We start from the raw sequence: 14,226 nt of genomic DNA, 5'->3' as shown, positions 1-14,226 counted from the left end.
GAACCCGCACGGCAAGCCTGCCACCAATGCTGATTACGCGACCGTGACGCGCGGCGCGCCGTCGGCCATGCTGCCGATGACCGCTGCCTCGCCGAAGCCTTCGCGCGCGAACAGCGCCAGCACCTCGTCGACGCTGGCCGGGTCGCATGACACCAGCAGGCCGCCCGAGGTCTGCGGATCCGTCAGCAGGGCCTGCTGGGCCGGCGTGACCGAGGCCGCCAGCGCCACGTCCTTGCCGTAGGCGTCCCAGTTGCGGCCGGATGCGCCGGTGAAGAAACCGTCCTGCGCCAGCTGCAGCACGCCGGGCAGCAGCGGCACCCTGGCCATGTCGAGCGTGGCCGAGAGTTGCGCGCCGCGCGCCAGTTCCAGCAGGTGGCCGAGCAGGCCGAAGCCGGTGACGTCGGTCATCGCGTGCACGCCTGGCATCCCGGCCAGCAGGCGGCCCGGCTTGTTCAGCTTGGTGGTGTTGGCGATCATCGCCGCGTAGCCGTCCGCGCCCAGCGCGTCCTTCTTCAGGGCGGCCGAGAGCACGCCCACGCCCAGCGGTTTGCCGAGGATGAGCACGTCGCCGGCGCGCGCATCGGCGTTGCGCTTGACCTTCGACGGATGCACCAGGCCCATCACCACCAGCCCGTAGATCGGCTCGACCGAATCGATGGTATGCCCGCCCGCGATCGGGATGCCGGCCTCGGCGCACACCGATTCGCCGCCGCGGATGATCTGGCCGATGGTGTCGAGCGGCAGCTTGTTGACCGGCATGCCGACCAGGGCCAGCGCCATGATCGGGGTGCCGCCCATCGCGTACACGTCCGAGATCGCGTTGGTCGCGGCGATGCGGCCGAAGTCGAAGGGGTCGTCCACGATCGGCATGAAGAAGTCGGTGGTGGCGATCAGGGCCTGTTCGTCGTTGAGCTTGTAGACGGCGGCGTCGTCGGCGGTCTCGATGCCGACCATCAGCTCTTTCGGCACCGGGAAACCGGTCGACTTGTTGAGGATCTCGGCCAGCACGCCGGGTGCGATCTTGCAGCCGCAGCCGCCGCCGTGCGAGAACGAGGTCAGTTTGATGGGTTGGTCAGTCGTTGTGCTCATCGATGTGTTCCGTTGCCGGTGATGTGGGTGAATGTGGCGCGGCCTGCGCGGCAAAGAGAAGATTATCCACCAACTCACGTACTGCCGCTTGCTCGACGCCTGGCGCGAACAGGGCGGCGCGGGCCGCGCACTGGCGCCGCAGCAGGGCGTCGAACGCGGTGTCGCCGATGCAGCGGTCGACGAGGCGCGCCAGCGCGGCCGCCTCGCCGGGCGGGAAGTAGCCGGCATAGTCCTCGCCAAGCATGCCGCGGTTGCCATCGATGCTTGACGCCAGTACCGGCACGCCGCTGGTGACCGCCTCGATGATCACGTTGGCGCCGCCTTCCATGCGCGAAGTGATCGCCATCGCGTGGCAGCGTTTCAGGCGCTGGCGCGCGGCCGCATGGGGCAGCGCGCCGAGCCAGCGGTAGCGCGGGTTGGCCGCCTGCGCCGCCTGCGCGGCCGCGCCCAGCGCCGGGTCGAGCGCGCCGCCGATGTGCAGCAGGCGCGCGTTCGGGGCGGTGACCAGCGAGGCGGCGCGGATGAAGGTCAGCGGGTCTTTTTCGTCGCGCAGGTGGCCGACCATGCAGATGTCGGCGTAGCGCGGCGTGCCGGCATGCCGGCGCGGGCGCAGGCTGGGAGCCGACTGGTAGATGACGCGGGTCTTCGCAGGCAGGGCCGGACCGGCCGCCTGCAGCAGGGCCAGGCCGGCCGGCTGCAGCAGGACGAGGGCCGTGGCGTGATCGAGCGAGGCGCGCGCTTCCGGCGCGGTGGCGATGTCGCGGTAGAGGTCGGTTCCGGTCAGCACCAGCACGCAGGGCCGGTCCGGGCAGGCATCGGCGAACGCGGCCATCGACGCGGCCGAGCGGCGCGCATGCAGGGCAACCAGCAGGTCGGGCGCGGCCTCGTCATGCTGCCATGCGCCGGCGATCCGCACGTCGTGGCGCGCACGCAGGAAGCGCGCCCAGCGGCTGGCGGTCTGCCAGTTGCCGTTGTTCTCCCGCGCCGATGCCGGGCTGATGATGAGGATGCGCTTGCGCACTGCCGGGTTCTCCAGGTGAAGGAGCGCGATTATACGTCCCCGCAAAAGAAAAACGGCTGCACGAGGCAGCCGTTTCTGTCCAACCGGGGCCGGTGGCCCCGCCTTCAGCGATCAGTACTCGCCGAAGGTGCGGCGCACGCTGTCGGCCGAGCGCGGATGCGCCGACGACTTGGCGAAGCCGCCTTCGCGCTTTTCGCCGAAACGGGCGCCTTCCGGGCGATTGCCGCGGTAGCCGCCTTCGCGCGGCGCGCCGGCCGGTGCGCCTTCGCGCGGCGCGGCGTCGCGGCGGTAGCCGCCTTCACGCTGCGGACGGTCGCCGTAGCCGCCGGTACGCGGCGCGCCGTAGCCTTCGCGCGGACCACGGTCGGCGTAACGGCTCTCGGCCGGACGGGCATAGCCGCCTTCGCGCGGAGCGCGGTCGCCGTAGCCACTCTCGCGCGGCGCACGGTCGGCATAGCCGCCTTCACGCGGCGCGCCGTAGCCCGGCTTGGCGAAGCTGCGCTGGCCCGGCTTGGCGTTGCGGCCGTCGCCCGGCTTCCAGCCCGGACGCGAGCCCGAACGGGTCGGTGCGGCGCGCTTCGGCTCGAAGCCCTCGACCACGGCAACCGGGATCAGCTGCTTGGTGAAGCGCTCGATACGCTTGACGTTCATGCCTTCGGCATGGTTGACCAGCGAAACCGCGATGCCGTTGCGGCCTGCACGGCCGGTACGGCCGATACGGTGCACGTAGTCCTCGGGGAACTTCGGCAGGTCGTAGTTCACCACGTGGGTGATGGTCGGCACGTCGATGCCGCGGGCCGCGACGTCGGTTGCCACCAGCACGCGCACCTGGCCGCGGCGCATGCTGTCCAGGGTGCGGTTGCGCGCGCCCTGGTGCATGTCGCCGTGCAGCGCGGCGGCCGCGAAGCCGGCGATGTTCAGGCGGTCGGCGATCATGTCGGCGTCGCGCTTGGTGGCGGTGAACACCACGGCCTGGTCCAGCGACTCGTCACGCAGCAGGTGGTCGAGCAGGCGGTTCTTGTGCGACAGGTCGTCGACGAAGTGCACCTTCTGCACGATGTTCTCGTGACGGTTGGTGCTGCTGACGATCTGGATGGTCTGCGGGTCCTTGGTGATGCGGCGCGCCATGTTGCCGACGACGCCGTCCAGCGTTGCCGAGAACAGCATGGTCTGGCGGGTTGCCGGGGTGGCGGCGACGATCTTCTCGATGTCGTCGATGAAGCCCATGTCGAGCATGCGGTCGGCTTCGTCCAGCACCAGGATCTCGAGCTGCGAGAAGTCGATCTTGCCCGACTCCATGTGGTCGATCAGGCGGCCCGGCGTCGCCACCAGGATTTCAGGGTTGCGCGACAGCAGCTGCATCTGCTTCGGATACGGCATGCCGCCCAGGATCGACACGGCGCGGATGCGGCGCATCTCGGCGGTGTATTGATCGGTCGCGGTGGTCACTTGCAGTGCCAGTTCGCGGGTCGGGGTCAGGACCAGCATCTTCGGCTGGGCCGGGGTGAAACGGACGCGTTCGCCACGGGCGCGCGCCGACTGCGCGCTCTGCGCAGGCGTACGGCTTGGTGCCGACGGCTCCATGTTGGCCAGCTTGTGCAGGGCCGGCAGCATGAATGCCGCGGTCTTGCCCGAGCCGGTCTGCGACGACACCAGCAGGTCGCGGCCCGCGATGCCGGCAGGGATTGCCTGCTCCTGCACCGGCGTCGGCTTGGTATAGCCGGCGGTAGCGACTGCCTTGACGATCGACGCGTGTAAACCTAGTGCTTCAAAACTCATGTGTACTTTTACTTTCGGAATTAAATCATGATCGCGCGTGTCAAGATGACGAGCGCAAAATAGCAACGCGAACCAACACTACGAAATGACTCAGAAATGAAAGAAATTTCGGCACAAAAGCTTTGCGCCGGGACGGTGTCTGGATGCTGACACGCAGGGCGGGAGGGCTTTATGGGGGGCGATCGATATGTCGCCAAGGCTTGCGATGCTGCTTGTTGTACTGCTGTGGTGAACTGCTGCGTCCTGTCTGTATGGACGTGCTATTGCAGCGCACAAACGACACTATACCCTAGTTTCGGGAACTCTGCACGCGCGTGCGGAATCGTGTGGGCGCTCGGAAAGGCCGGCAGCGCCGGCCTTGAGAGGATCAACGGTGCTTGCGCTGCGCCGAGGTATTGCGCGAGATACGCTTTTTGTCGGAGGTGGACGCCTTTGCCTTGTAGCGCGAGGGGGCCTGGGCCTTCACGCGCGGGCTGCGTTCGGCCTCGAAGGCCACCACCGCGTTCTCGATGATGTTCTCGGCGATATCGCCGGCGCTCGATGCCGAGACTTTCGGCACCAGGATGGTCGATCCGGCCTTCAGGGTCGACTTGGCAGGGATGTTGTTGGCCTGGCGGATGACTTCCGGCGTGGTGCCGAATTTCGATGCCAGGGCGGCGATGGACACGCGCGCACCGGTGATCTTGTGCGTGGTCCAGGTGGAGAGCTCGCGGCCCCACTGCGCCAGGTTCAGGTGGAACTTCTCGGCGTTTTCCTTCGGCAGGAGAATCTTGGTCTTCTCGCCGCCGGTGATGACCGGCTTCTTGAACTGCGGGTTGAGGGCCTTGAATTCGTCGAGCGACATTTCGGCCAGCTGGGCGGCGACGGCGAGGTCGATGTCGCTGGTCTTGTCCACGGCCGTGAAATAGGGCTGGTTGTCGATCGCCGGCAGCACCACGTTGTACTGCGATGGGCTGGCGACGATGTTCTTGACCGCCTGCAGCTTCGGCACGTAGTTGCGGGTTTCAAGCGGCATCAGCTCGGCCAGGCTGTCGAAGTCGGTGCCCTTGCCGAGCTCCTGGTTCTTCTTGATGATGCGCTGGATGTTGCCTTCGCCCCAGTTGTAGGCCGCCAGGGCCAGCTGCCAGTCGCCGAACATCGTGTACAGGCGCTGCAGGTAGGTCAGGGCCGCATCGGTCGAGGCCAGCACGCCGCGGCGCTCGTCCTTGAACATGTTCTGCTTGAGGTTGTAGTCCTTGCCGGTGCCCGGCACGAACTGCCACAGGCCGGCCGCGTCGGCGGTGGACAGGGCCAGCGGGTTGAAGGCCGATTCGATCACCGGCAGCAGGGCCAGTTCGGTCGGCATGCCGCGTTTTTCCAGTTCCTGCACGATGTGGTAGAGATAGGGCGAGGCACGGCCCGAGATGCGCTTGAGGTTGTCCGGGCGGCTGGCGTACCACTGGGTATGGCGCGAGACCAGGCTGTTGTCCAGGTCGGGAATGGCGTAGCCGCTGCGGATACGGCCCCAGACATCGGTCTCGCGGTATTCGTCGGCCTTGATGAAGCCGGCCGCCAGCGGCGGGGCGGTGCGTGCGCTGGTTGCCGGGCTTGCAGCCGATGCCGGCGCATTGTCCATGTCCATGTCCGTCTCCGTGTCCATGGCCCGGGTGAGCGGGGAGGCGGCCAGCAGGGCCAGCGCGGCAGTCGCGAGGGTGGTGCGGATCATGTCGTGCATCGCTTTCCAATGTTGCGTTCAGGAACGAACGTACTGGTCAAGGGGGCAGTGTACGTAGTCACGCTTGAGTCAGTCAAGAAATATGTCCAGCTCGTTACAAATTTCTTTCCTACGCCCACTTTTGTAAATTGACATCGTGAAAACGGAAATTGCCGTGAGTTAGCGGCCGATCGCTGCAGGATGCGGTGGACGGTACCCGGGCCGGGGAGCGCCGGGCACTCATCCGTATAGTCGTTAGCCTAGCCGCGACGGGGTGTCAATCTATGAGCCGACGCAAAGTGTGCGTACAATCCGGCTTCCGCATTCGCGTTTCCCGATATCGAGTTGTCCACCATGAGCACCGCAAATCCCAACGCCGACGATGACGCCATCATTGCCGCCACCCGCCGCTGGCTGGAGCGGGCCGTCATCGGCCTGAACCTCTGTCCCTTCGCCAAATCGGTCTATGTGAAGGAGCAGGTGCGCTACGTCGTGTCGGGCGCCACCACGCCCGAGGCGCTGCTCGAGCAGCTCATGGACGAGCTGCAGCGCCTGTCCGATACCCCGAGCGAAGAGGTCGACACGACGCTGCTGATCCATCCGTTCGTGCTGCAGGACTTCGAGGACTACAACGAGTTCCTGGACGTGGCCGACGCGGCCGTCGAGGACATGCAGCTCGACGGCGAGCTGCAGGTGGCCAGCTTCCACCCGGACTACCAGTTCGCCGACACCGACGTGAACGACATCTCGAACTACACCAACCGCGCGCCATACCCGATCCTGCACCTGCTGCGCGAGGACAGCATCGACCGCGCGGTCGAGGCATTCCCGGAGGCGGCCGAGATCTTCGAGAAGAACATCGACACCATGGAAAAGCTCGGCCACGAAGGCTGGGACAAGCTCGATGTCGGCCCGGCCCGCTGACGGCGGCGGGGCCCCGCCGGGGCGCCCGGATACGCCCTGCGTGGCGGTGTGCTCGACGACCTTCGACGACGTGTGCCGCGGCTGCGGGCGCACCGTGGCCGAGGTGGCGCACTGGGTGTCGATGAGCGCCGAGGAGAAGGAGCGCGTATGGGTGCGTATCCTGGCCGAAGGTTATCCGCGGCGAAACACGTAGGGTGGGCGGCGATGCCGCCTGGCTGTCTCAGAGCCCGAGAAAATCGCGCTTGCCGATCGGCACCCCGTTATGGCGCAGGATCGCGTAGGCGCTCGTCACGTGGAAGTAGAAATTCGGCATCACGAAATTCAGGAGGTAGTCGTCGCCGCGCGCGAAGTGACGGGCCCGCTCGCCGGTTCCGTGGGTGAGCGCGCGGTCGGCGGCCGCGTCGAACCCCTGCTGCGGCAGGGACTCGAGGTAGCCCAGCGTCCTGGTGATGCGTTGCTGGAGTTCGGGGAAGCCCTGTTCGATGTCGTCGTAGCGCGGCACTTCCACCCCTGCCAGGCGCGCGCTCGCGCCCTTGGCGAAATCGGTCGCGATCTGCACCTGTTTAACCAGGGGGAACATGTCCGGGAACAGGCGCGCCTGCAGCAGCGCATCCGGCGCGAACTTGCAGGCCAGGGCGTGCGCTTCGGCCTTTTCCAGCACGGCGCCCAAGCTTCGCAGCATATGGCGGAACACCGGCACCGAGGCCGAGTACATTGACAGGCTCATTCATTTCTCCTTTGAAAATAATTCAATCGTGACAAACCTTGTCGCTTCCTGCCGACACCGCCTGGCGGGGCAGGCCCCTGCGACGTTCAAGTTGGTGACGCATCCTTAACTACCATGCATAATCAGGCAATGCCATTGCTATAAGTTAAGAAATATATCTCCGCTTCAAGAGCGGACCAGACCCCACTGCCGATGTCCCTGCCACGCTTCACTCTCCGCGCATTCCCGTCCAGGCTACGCAAGCTGTATGGGCGCTCGATCTATGGCGCGCTGTTGCTGGTCGTGTTCGGCGGCCTGGCCGTTCCTGCCGTCGTGGGCGGGGTCTTCCTGATCGGCGTGCAGGAGCGGGAAGCGGCGGTGCGCAGCCTGAACGACGTGCTGCAGCGTAACGCCGACATCCTGGCGCTGGGCATGCAGCAACCATTATGGGACATGAATCCGGAGGCGGCGCGCGCGCTGGTCGATTCCTTCGTGCGCGACCCGGCCATCGTGCACGTCGAGGTGCGCGGCCTGTCCGAAGCCGAGTTCATCAACCGGCGCACGCCGCTCCCATCGGGGGCGCGCACGTACCGCGCCGAACGCGACGTCGTGGTGGACGGCGAGCGGATCGGCCGCGTGGCGATCGAGATGGGCGACCATCTCAGCCAGCAGGAACTGCGCGCCAAGCAGCGCAACTATGCGCTGGTGCTGGCGATCCAGCTTGGGGTGTCGCTGCTGCTGATCGCGCTGCTGTTCAAGCGCCGCCTGTTGTCTCCGCTGCGCACGCTGACCGGCTTTTCGGATCGCCTGGCGCGCGGCGACTTCGATACCCCGATGGAACTGGCGACGAGCGACGAGCTGGGGCGCCTGGGCAGCCAGATGGAGCGCATGCGGGTGGCGATCGGCGAGCTGTTCGCCGACATCGGCCGGCGCGAGGAGCAGTTCCGCACCATCGTCAGCCAGGTGCCGGGAGCCGTGTTCCGGGTTCGCCCGGGCGGGGCGATCGACTTCGTCAGCGATGCCATCGAAGACATTTCCGGCTATCCGGCCGAGCGCTTCATGCTGGCCACGACCGACGACTGGGCCAACATCATCCACCCCGAAGACCGGCGCATGCAGCGTCGCGTGACGAAGGAGGCGCTGCTGGCCGGGGACCCGTACGAGGTCGAGTACCGCATCATCGACGCCGGCGGGATCGAGCGCTGGGTACTGGAAAGCGGCCAGCCGCAGGGACAGTTGGGCATCGATGGCTTGCGCATCGACGGCATCATCTACGACATCAGCGAGCGCAAGCACGACGAGATGCGCATCGAAGCCCTGCTCACGGAGCAGGGCGCGATCCTGGACAACGTCATGTTCGGCGTGCTGTTCGTGCGCCGGCGCCGCATCGTCTCGGCCAACCGCCGCGGCGAGGAGCTGTTCGGCTACCGCGACGGCGACATGGTCGGCAAGCCGACCGACATCCTGTTCCCCGGGCGTGCGGACTTCGAGCGCCTGTGGGTCGAGAAATACCCGCAGGCCGCAGCCGGCCCGGACACGGGCGAGGAAATCCAGTTCCGCCGCCGCGACGGCACGCTGCTCTGGCTGCTGGTGAGCGGTTGCGCGCTCGACCCCGCGCGCCCCGACGAGGGCAGCATCTGGGTGTTCGCCGACATCACCGGGCGCAAGCTGGCCGAGGAAAAGCTGCGCCTGTCCGCCACGGTGCTCGAACACATCGCCGACGGCGTCATGGTGCTCGACGTCTACGGCAGGATCGTCGCCACCAACCCGGCCTTTACCCAGATCACCGGCTACACCGAGCGCGAAGCCCTGGGCGGCCATTCGAGCCTGACACGCAGCACGTCCCCGATGCGGCACGACGACGCGTTCTACCAGCAGTTGTGGAGCGACCTGGCCGAAACCGGTTTCTGGCGCGGCGAGATCTGGGACACGCGCAAGAACGGCGAGGTCTATCTGGAATGGCTCACCGTCTCGGCCGTGCGCGACGACCTTGACACCGTCACGCACTACGTCTGCGTGTTCAGCGACATCACCGAGGTCAAGGCATCGCAGGACAAGCTCGACCACCTGGCGCACCACGACGCCCTGACCGGGCTGCCCAACCGCCTGCTGTTCCATGACCGGCTGCAGCACGCCATGGTCCGCGCCGCGCGCGCGGGCGAACAACTGGCGGTGCTGTTCATCGACCTGGACCGCTTCAAGAATGTCAACGACACGCTCGGCCACCATGTCGGCGACGAGCTGCTCAAGCAGGCGGCGGGCGCGCTCGCGAAGTGCCTGCGCGAGGGCGACACCCTGGCGCGCCTGGGCGGCGACGAATTCATCGTGCTGCTGGAAGACGTGGGCGGCGCCTTCGGCGCGGGCCACGTGGCCGAGAAGCTCATGACGCTGTTCGAGCAGCCGTTTACCGTGTCCGGCCATGAGCTGTTCGTCACGGCCAGCGTCGGCATCGCCCTGTTCCCGCAGGATGGCGCCGACCTGAACATGTTGGTGCGCAACGCCGACGTGGCGATGTACCAGGCCAAGGCGCGCGGCCGCAACGGCTACCGGTTCTATGCGCCGTCGATGAGCGCCGAGGGCCTCGACCGGCTGCGCCTGGAGGCCATGCTGCGCCGTGCGATCGAGAAGCAGGAGGTCTTTCTCCATTATCAGCCGCAGGTCGACATCGACAGCGGCCGCCTGGTGGGCGTGGAAGCGCTGGTGCGCTGGCACAACCCGGAGCTCGGCCTGGTGCCGCCGGCCCGCTTCGTCCCGGTGGCCGAGGACATGGGTTTCATCGGCCAGCTGGGGCAGTGGGTGCTGGCCCAGGCCTGCCGCCAGATGGTATGCTGGGACGAGGCCGGCCTGCACGTGCCGAAGATGGCGGTGAACCTGTCCGTGCGCCAGTTCGAGCGCGGCAGCATCGCGCCGCTGGTGGCCGGGGCGCTGCGCGAAGCGGGCCTCGACGCCGGCCGCCTGCAGCTGGAGGTCACCGAGTCGGTCATCATGAACACCGGCGACGCGCTGGAGTACATCAACGACCTGCGCGCGATCGGCGTCGGCCTGGCGATCGACGATTTCGGCACCGGATATTCCTCGCTGGCCTACCTGAAGCAGCTGCCGGTGCAAACCCTGAAGATCGACCGCAGCTTCATCAAGGACATTCCGGCGGACGCGGACGACGAGGCGATCGCGGTGGCGATCATCCAGCTCGGCAAGAGCCTCGACCTGTCGGTGATCGCGGAAGGCGTGGAATGCGCGGAGCAGGCGGCCTTCCTGCTGCGCCACGGCTGCAGGCACGCGCAGGGCTACCTGTACGGCCGGCCGGCGGCGCCGGGCGAGATCCTGGCGCGCTGGGGAAAACCACAAGGACAAGGGAACGATGACGCGATTGGTGCAGGCGAACCGGACTGAGCCTGGCGAAGCGGAGCCGGCGGACCGCCGCGGCGGGAGCGGCAGGCGCGCCCGGCCCGGCCTCCGCGGCCGTCGCGGCTTCCTGCTGGGCGGACTGCTGGCCGGGGGCGCGCTGCTGGTCGGCTGGGGCATCCAGCCGCCGCGCCAGCGCCTGCACACGGCTGCTGCGCTGCCGGTGGAAGACGGCGCAGTCGCCCTGAACGGCTGGATCGCCATCGCCCGCGACGGCACGGTGTCGGTGGTGGTGCCGCGCAGCGAGATGGGGCAGGGCGTGCACACCGCGCTGCCCATGCTGGTGGCCGAGGAACTCGGCGTGCCGCTCGGCGCCGTGCGCATCGCGCAGGCGCCGATCGACAAGATCTACGCCAACCTGGCAGTGCTGCGCGACACCCTGCCTTTCCATCCGGACGACGAGGGCCGCATGCGCCAGGGCGCGCAATGGCTGGCGGCCAAGCTCGGGCGCGAGCTGGGCATCATGTTCACCGGCGGCTCCACCAGCGTGAAGGACGCCTGGATGCCAATGCGCGAAGCAGGCGCCGTGGCGCGCGCCATGCTGGTCAAGGCCGCGGCGCAGCAGTGGAAGGTGCCGGCGTCCCGGCTGCGCACCGAGGACGGTTTCGTGCTGCATCCGGACGGCCGCAGCGCCGGCTACGGGGCGCTGGCGCCCGAGGCCGCGCGGGCCGGGCGCGGCATCGGCAGCCTCGATGTGCGCCTGAAGGAGCCGCGCGACTTCCGCCTGATCGGCAAGCCGCTGCCACGCCTGGACAGCCGCGCCAAGGTGAACGGGACGGCGCGCTTCGGCATCGACGCCCGGGTGCCGGGGATGGTGTATGCGGCGGTGAAGATGGCGCCGACGGTCGGCGCCACGCTGGCATCCTTCGATGCGGCCGCCGTCGCATCGATGCCGGGCGTGCTGCGGGTGGTGCCGGTTCCGGGCCGTCCCGCCGACCGCGCCGGCGCCGGCGCCGGCGTGGCGGTGGTGGCAGGCACCTGGTGGCAGGCGCACCGGGCGGCCGGCGCGCTGCCGGTGACCTGGAACGAGGGCGCCTTCGGCCGCCTGTCCAGCGAAGCCGTGTTCGAAGGGCTCGCGCGGGCCTTGGACGAGGACGGCGGCTACGTGTACCACGAGGCGGGCACGCAGGACGCGCCGGGTGCGGCGATGACGATCACCGCCGAATACCGCGCGCCCTACCTGGCCCATGCGGCGATGGAACCGGTGAACTGCACCGCGCAGGTCGACAACGGCAAGGTGCGCCTGTGGGCCTCGACCCAGGTGCCGAGCGTGGCGGTGGACGTGGCCGCGCGCGTCGCCGGCGTGGCGCGCGAGGACGTGGCGATCGAGGTCATGCTGCTCGGCGGCGGCTTCGGGCGCAGGCTGGAAGCCGACATGGTGGCGCAGGCCGTCACCGTGGCGCTGGCACTGGAGGGCAAGCCGGTCCAGCTGGTCTGGACCCGCGAGGACGACACCACGCACGACGTCTACCGGCCCGCGGCGCTGGCGCGTTTTCGCGCCCATCTCGATGCGCAGGGCAACATCCTGGCCTGGGACGGCAAGTCCGCCGGCGGCGCCATCGGCCACCAGTACTTCCCGCGCAACCTCGGCCTGCCGGGCGTGGGGCCGGACAAGACCACGGCCGAAGGCGCATACGACATGCAGTACGCGATCGCCAACCAGCGCATCGCCCACGTGACGGTCGACAGCCCGGTGCCGATCGGCTACTGGCGTTCGGTCGGGCATTCGCACAATGCCTTCTTCAAGGAGAGTTTCATCGACGAGCTGGCGCATGCCGCCCGCCGCGACGCGGTCGATTTCCGGCGCGCGCTGCTGGCGAAGCATCCGCGCGCGCTGGCGGTGCTGGATGCGGCGGTAAGCCGCGCCGGCCAGCCGGAAGAGGGGCGCGCGCACGGCGTGGCGCTGCACCGCTCGTTCGGCAGCACGGTGGCGCAGGTGGCCGAAGTATCGGTGGAAGGTACGCGGATCCGCGTGCACCGCGTGGTCTGCGCGATCGACTGCGGGCTCGTGGTGAACCCGAACATCGTGGCCCAGCAGGTGGAGTCCGGCGTGCTGTTCGGCCTGTCGGCGGCGCTGCATGGCGAAATCACGCTGCGGGACGGGCGCGTGCAGCAGTCGAATTTCGGCGACTACCCGGTGCTGCGCATGAGCGAAGCGCCGGAGGTGGAGACCATCATCCTGCCCAGCAGCGCGCATCCGGAGGGCGTGGGCGAGCCGGCGGTGCCGCCGATCGCGCCGGCGGTGGCCGCGGCCGTGTTCAAACTGACCGGCCGGCGCCTGCGCAGCCTGCCGCTGCGGCTGGCGTAGTTCGCTGCCGTATCGGCTGCGCCGGGTTCAGGCGGCGAGCAGCTCGCGCAGGTTGCAGTCGCGCTGCCAGCCGCGGCGCTCTTCGCTCGACGCGGCCAGGCGCGCCAGTTCCTCCGGGGCCTGGGCGGCCTGGGCCTGTATCAGGCGGTCGGCCACGCCCCCGTCCGGGACCATGGTGCCGAAGAATGCCACCGTATCGCCGCGCTGGACCAGCAAGGTAGGAAAGTTGTCCACGTCGAGGTCGCCCACGACATCGGCCTGGTCTTCGATGTCGATCCAGACGAAGGTCTTGTCGGGGTGGCGCGTGGCCAGTTCCTCGAAGGTGGCGCGGTAGGACGAGCAAGTGCCGCACCAGGCGGCGCACAGGCAGGCGACCGTCAGGGCGTCGCCCGAAATGGCGGACAGGACGGCTTCGCGGTTGGTGGAATCCAGGGTCAGGCTTTGCATGAGGCGAATTCTACCGCGGCTTTGGGCTCCCATGCTCCCTCGACGTTCCCTTGCAGCACGCGCATTCCGTTGTTTATTCCGGGCGCCGCCGTGGCTAGCGTCGGGCCGAGCGGGTAAAATACCGGCATGCCTAACATCCTCGCCATCGAAACCTCGGCCGAGCTCGCGTCCTGCGCGCTGTTGGCCGGGGACCACGTCATTGCCCGCTCCACTGCCGGCGTGCGCACCCATTCGCAATCGATCCTGCCGATGGTGCAGGAGCTGCTGCGCGAAGCCGGGCTGCAGTTGTCGGATTGCGATGCCGTCGCCTTCGGGGCCGGTCCCGGCTCGTTCACCGGCGTGCGCACGGCCTGCGGCGTGGCCCAGGGCCTGGCCTTCGGCGCCGGCCTCTTGGTGCTGCCGCTGGTGACCCTGGCGGCAATGGCCCAGGCCTGCCGCGAGCGCACCGGCGCCACCGAGGTGCTGGCCGTGCTGGACGCGCGCATGGGCGAGGTATACTGGGCGCAGTACCGCTTCATTGGCGATGGCACCGGCGCCGGCGGCTGGACCGAAGTGGCGGCGCCCGCGCTGTGCGCCCCGCAAGCCGTCGCCCCGCTGCCGGCCGAGGGCCTGGCCGCCTGCGGCAACGGATTTGCCGCCTATCCGGAAGCATTCGCCGGCAAGGCCTTCGCGGCCGGCGCGCTGGACGACATCATGCCGCACGCGCGCGAACTGGCGCTGCTGGCCGCTCCGGCCTTCGCCGCCGGCCAGGCGCTGCCGCCGGCCCAGGCCCAGCCCCTGTACCTGCGCAACAAGGTCGCCTATACCAGCGCCGAGCGCCAGGCGATCAACGCGGCGAAGGTGGAGGCGTGAAC

General features: G+C 68.4%; 11 protein-coding genes. 5 read left to right on the top strand and 6 right to left on the bottom strand.

Translation table 11 applies throughout. The features are described from left to right. Window positions 1-33: 33 nt before the first annotated feature. The 4 genes from selD to ACFFJK_RS11420 form a co-directional block, all read right to left on the bottom strand. The gene (gene selD, locus ACFFJK_RS11435; protein ID WP_379679256.1) at window positions 34-1,089 is read right to left on the bottom strand and encodes a selenide, water dikinase SelD; all 1,056 of its coding nucleotides are present in this window, start codon (window positions 1,087-1,089) and stop codon (window positions 34-36) included. Further along, the gene (gene senB / locus ACFFJK_RS11430; RefSeq protein ID WP_379679255.1) at window positions 1,073-2,110 is read right to left on the bottom strand and encodes a selenoneine biosynthesis selenosugar synthase SenB; all 1,038 of its coding nucleotides are present in this window, start codon (window positions 2,108-2,110) and stop codon (window positions 1,073-1,075) included. Before senB ends, selD begins: the two co-directional genes overlap by 17 nt. Window positions 2,111-2,221: 111 nt before the next feature. Then, on the bottom strand, window positions 2,222-3,889 hold the full coding sequence (locus ACFFJK_RS11425; RefSeq protein ID WP_379679254.1) for a DEAD/DEAH box helicase: 1,668 nt from the start codon (window positions 3,887-3,889) through the stop codon (window positions 2,222-2,224). A gap of 367 nt (window positions 3,890-4,256) precedes the next feature. Further along, entirely contained in the window at window positions 4,257-5,603 is a 1,347-nt protein-coding gene (locus ACFFJK_RS11420) for a transglycosylase SLT domain-containing protein (RefSeq protein ID WP_379679253.1), read from the bottom strand. A gap of 333 nt (window positions 5,604-5,936) precedes the next feature. On the opposite strand from ACFFJK_RS11420, the gene ACFFJK_RS11415 reads away from it, so the two are divergent. Both ACFFJK_RS11415 and ACFFJK_RS11410 read left to right on the top strand, forming a co-directional pair. Then, window positions 5,937-6,506, top strand: coding sequence for a DUF1415 domain-containing protein (locus ACFFJK_RS11415; RefSeq protein WP_379679252.1), 570 nt, complete (start codon window positions 5,937-5,939; stop codon window positions 6,504-6,506). Further along, the gene (locus tag ACFFJK_RS11410) at window positions 6,487-6,699 is read left to right on the top strand and encodes a DUF1289 domain-containing protein (protein ID WP_379679251.1); all 213 of its coding nucleotides are present in this window, start codon (window positions 6,487-6,489) and stop codon (window positions 6,697-6,699) included. Before ACFFJK_RS11415 ends, ACFFJK_RS11410 begins: the two co-directional genes overlap by 20 nt. A gap of 27 nt (window positions 6,700-6,726) precedes the next feature. Here ACFFJK_RS11410 and ACFFJK_RS11405 read toward each other — a convergent pair whose 3' ends face one another. Next, a complete protein-coding gene (locus tag ACFFJK_RS11405; protein ID WP_379679250.1) occupies window positions 6,727-7,233 on the bottom strand; it encodes a DUF1993 domain-containing protein in 507 nt (168 codons plus the stop codon). 192 nt (window positions 7,234-7,425) lie between these two features. On the opposite strand from ACFFJK_RS11405, the gene ACFFJK_RS11400 reads away from it, so the two are divergent. Together ACFFJK_RS11400 and ACFFJK_RS11395 are read left to right on the top strand one after the other, a co-directional pair. Beyond that, entirely contained in the window at window positions 7,426-10,605 is a 3,180-nt protein-coding gene (locus ACFFJK_RS11400; protein WP_379679249.1) for an EAL domain-containing protein, read from the top strand. Further along, entirely contained in the window at window positions 10,574-12,925 is a 2,352-nt protein-coding gene (locus tag ACFFJK_RS11395; protein ID WP_379679248.1) for a xanthine dehydrogenase family protein molybdopterin-binding subunit, read from the top strand. The genes ACFFJK_RS11400 and ACFFJK_RS11395 overlap by 32 nt, the downstream gene beginning before the upstream one ends. A 27-nt stretch (window positions 12,926-12,952) precedes the next feature. Here ACFFJK_RS11395 and ACFFJK_RS11390 read toward each other — a convergent pair whose 3' ends face one another. Further along, window positions 12,953-13,372: a thioredoxin family protein gene (locus ACFFJK_RS11390; protein ID WP_379679247.1), complete on the bottom strand. Its 420-nt coding sequence runs from the start codon at window positions 13,370-13,372 to the stop codon at window positions 12,953-12,955. A 126-nt stretch (window positions 13,373-13,498) separates the two neighbouring features. Here ACFFJK_RS11390 and tsaB point away from each other — a divergent pair, with 126 nt between their 5' ends. Next, complete coding sequence (gene tsaB, locus ACFFJK_RS11385) at window positions 13,499-14,224, top strand: tRNA (adenosine(37)-N6)-threonylcarbamoyltransferase complex dimerization subunit type 1 TsaB (RefSeq protein WP_379679246.1); 726 nt, start codon at window positions 13,499-13,501, stop codon at window positions 14,222-14,224. Window positions 14,225-14,226: the final 2 nt, after the last annotated feature.

The sequence above is a fragment of the Massilia consociata genome (assembly GCF_042432755.1).
GTDB classification, from domain to species: Bacteria; Pseudomonadota; Gammaproteobacteria; order Burkholderiales; family Burkholderiaceae_D; genus Telluria; species Telluria consociata.
This window is presented reverse-complemented; position numbering and strand designations above follow the sequence as displayed.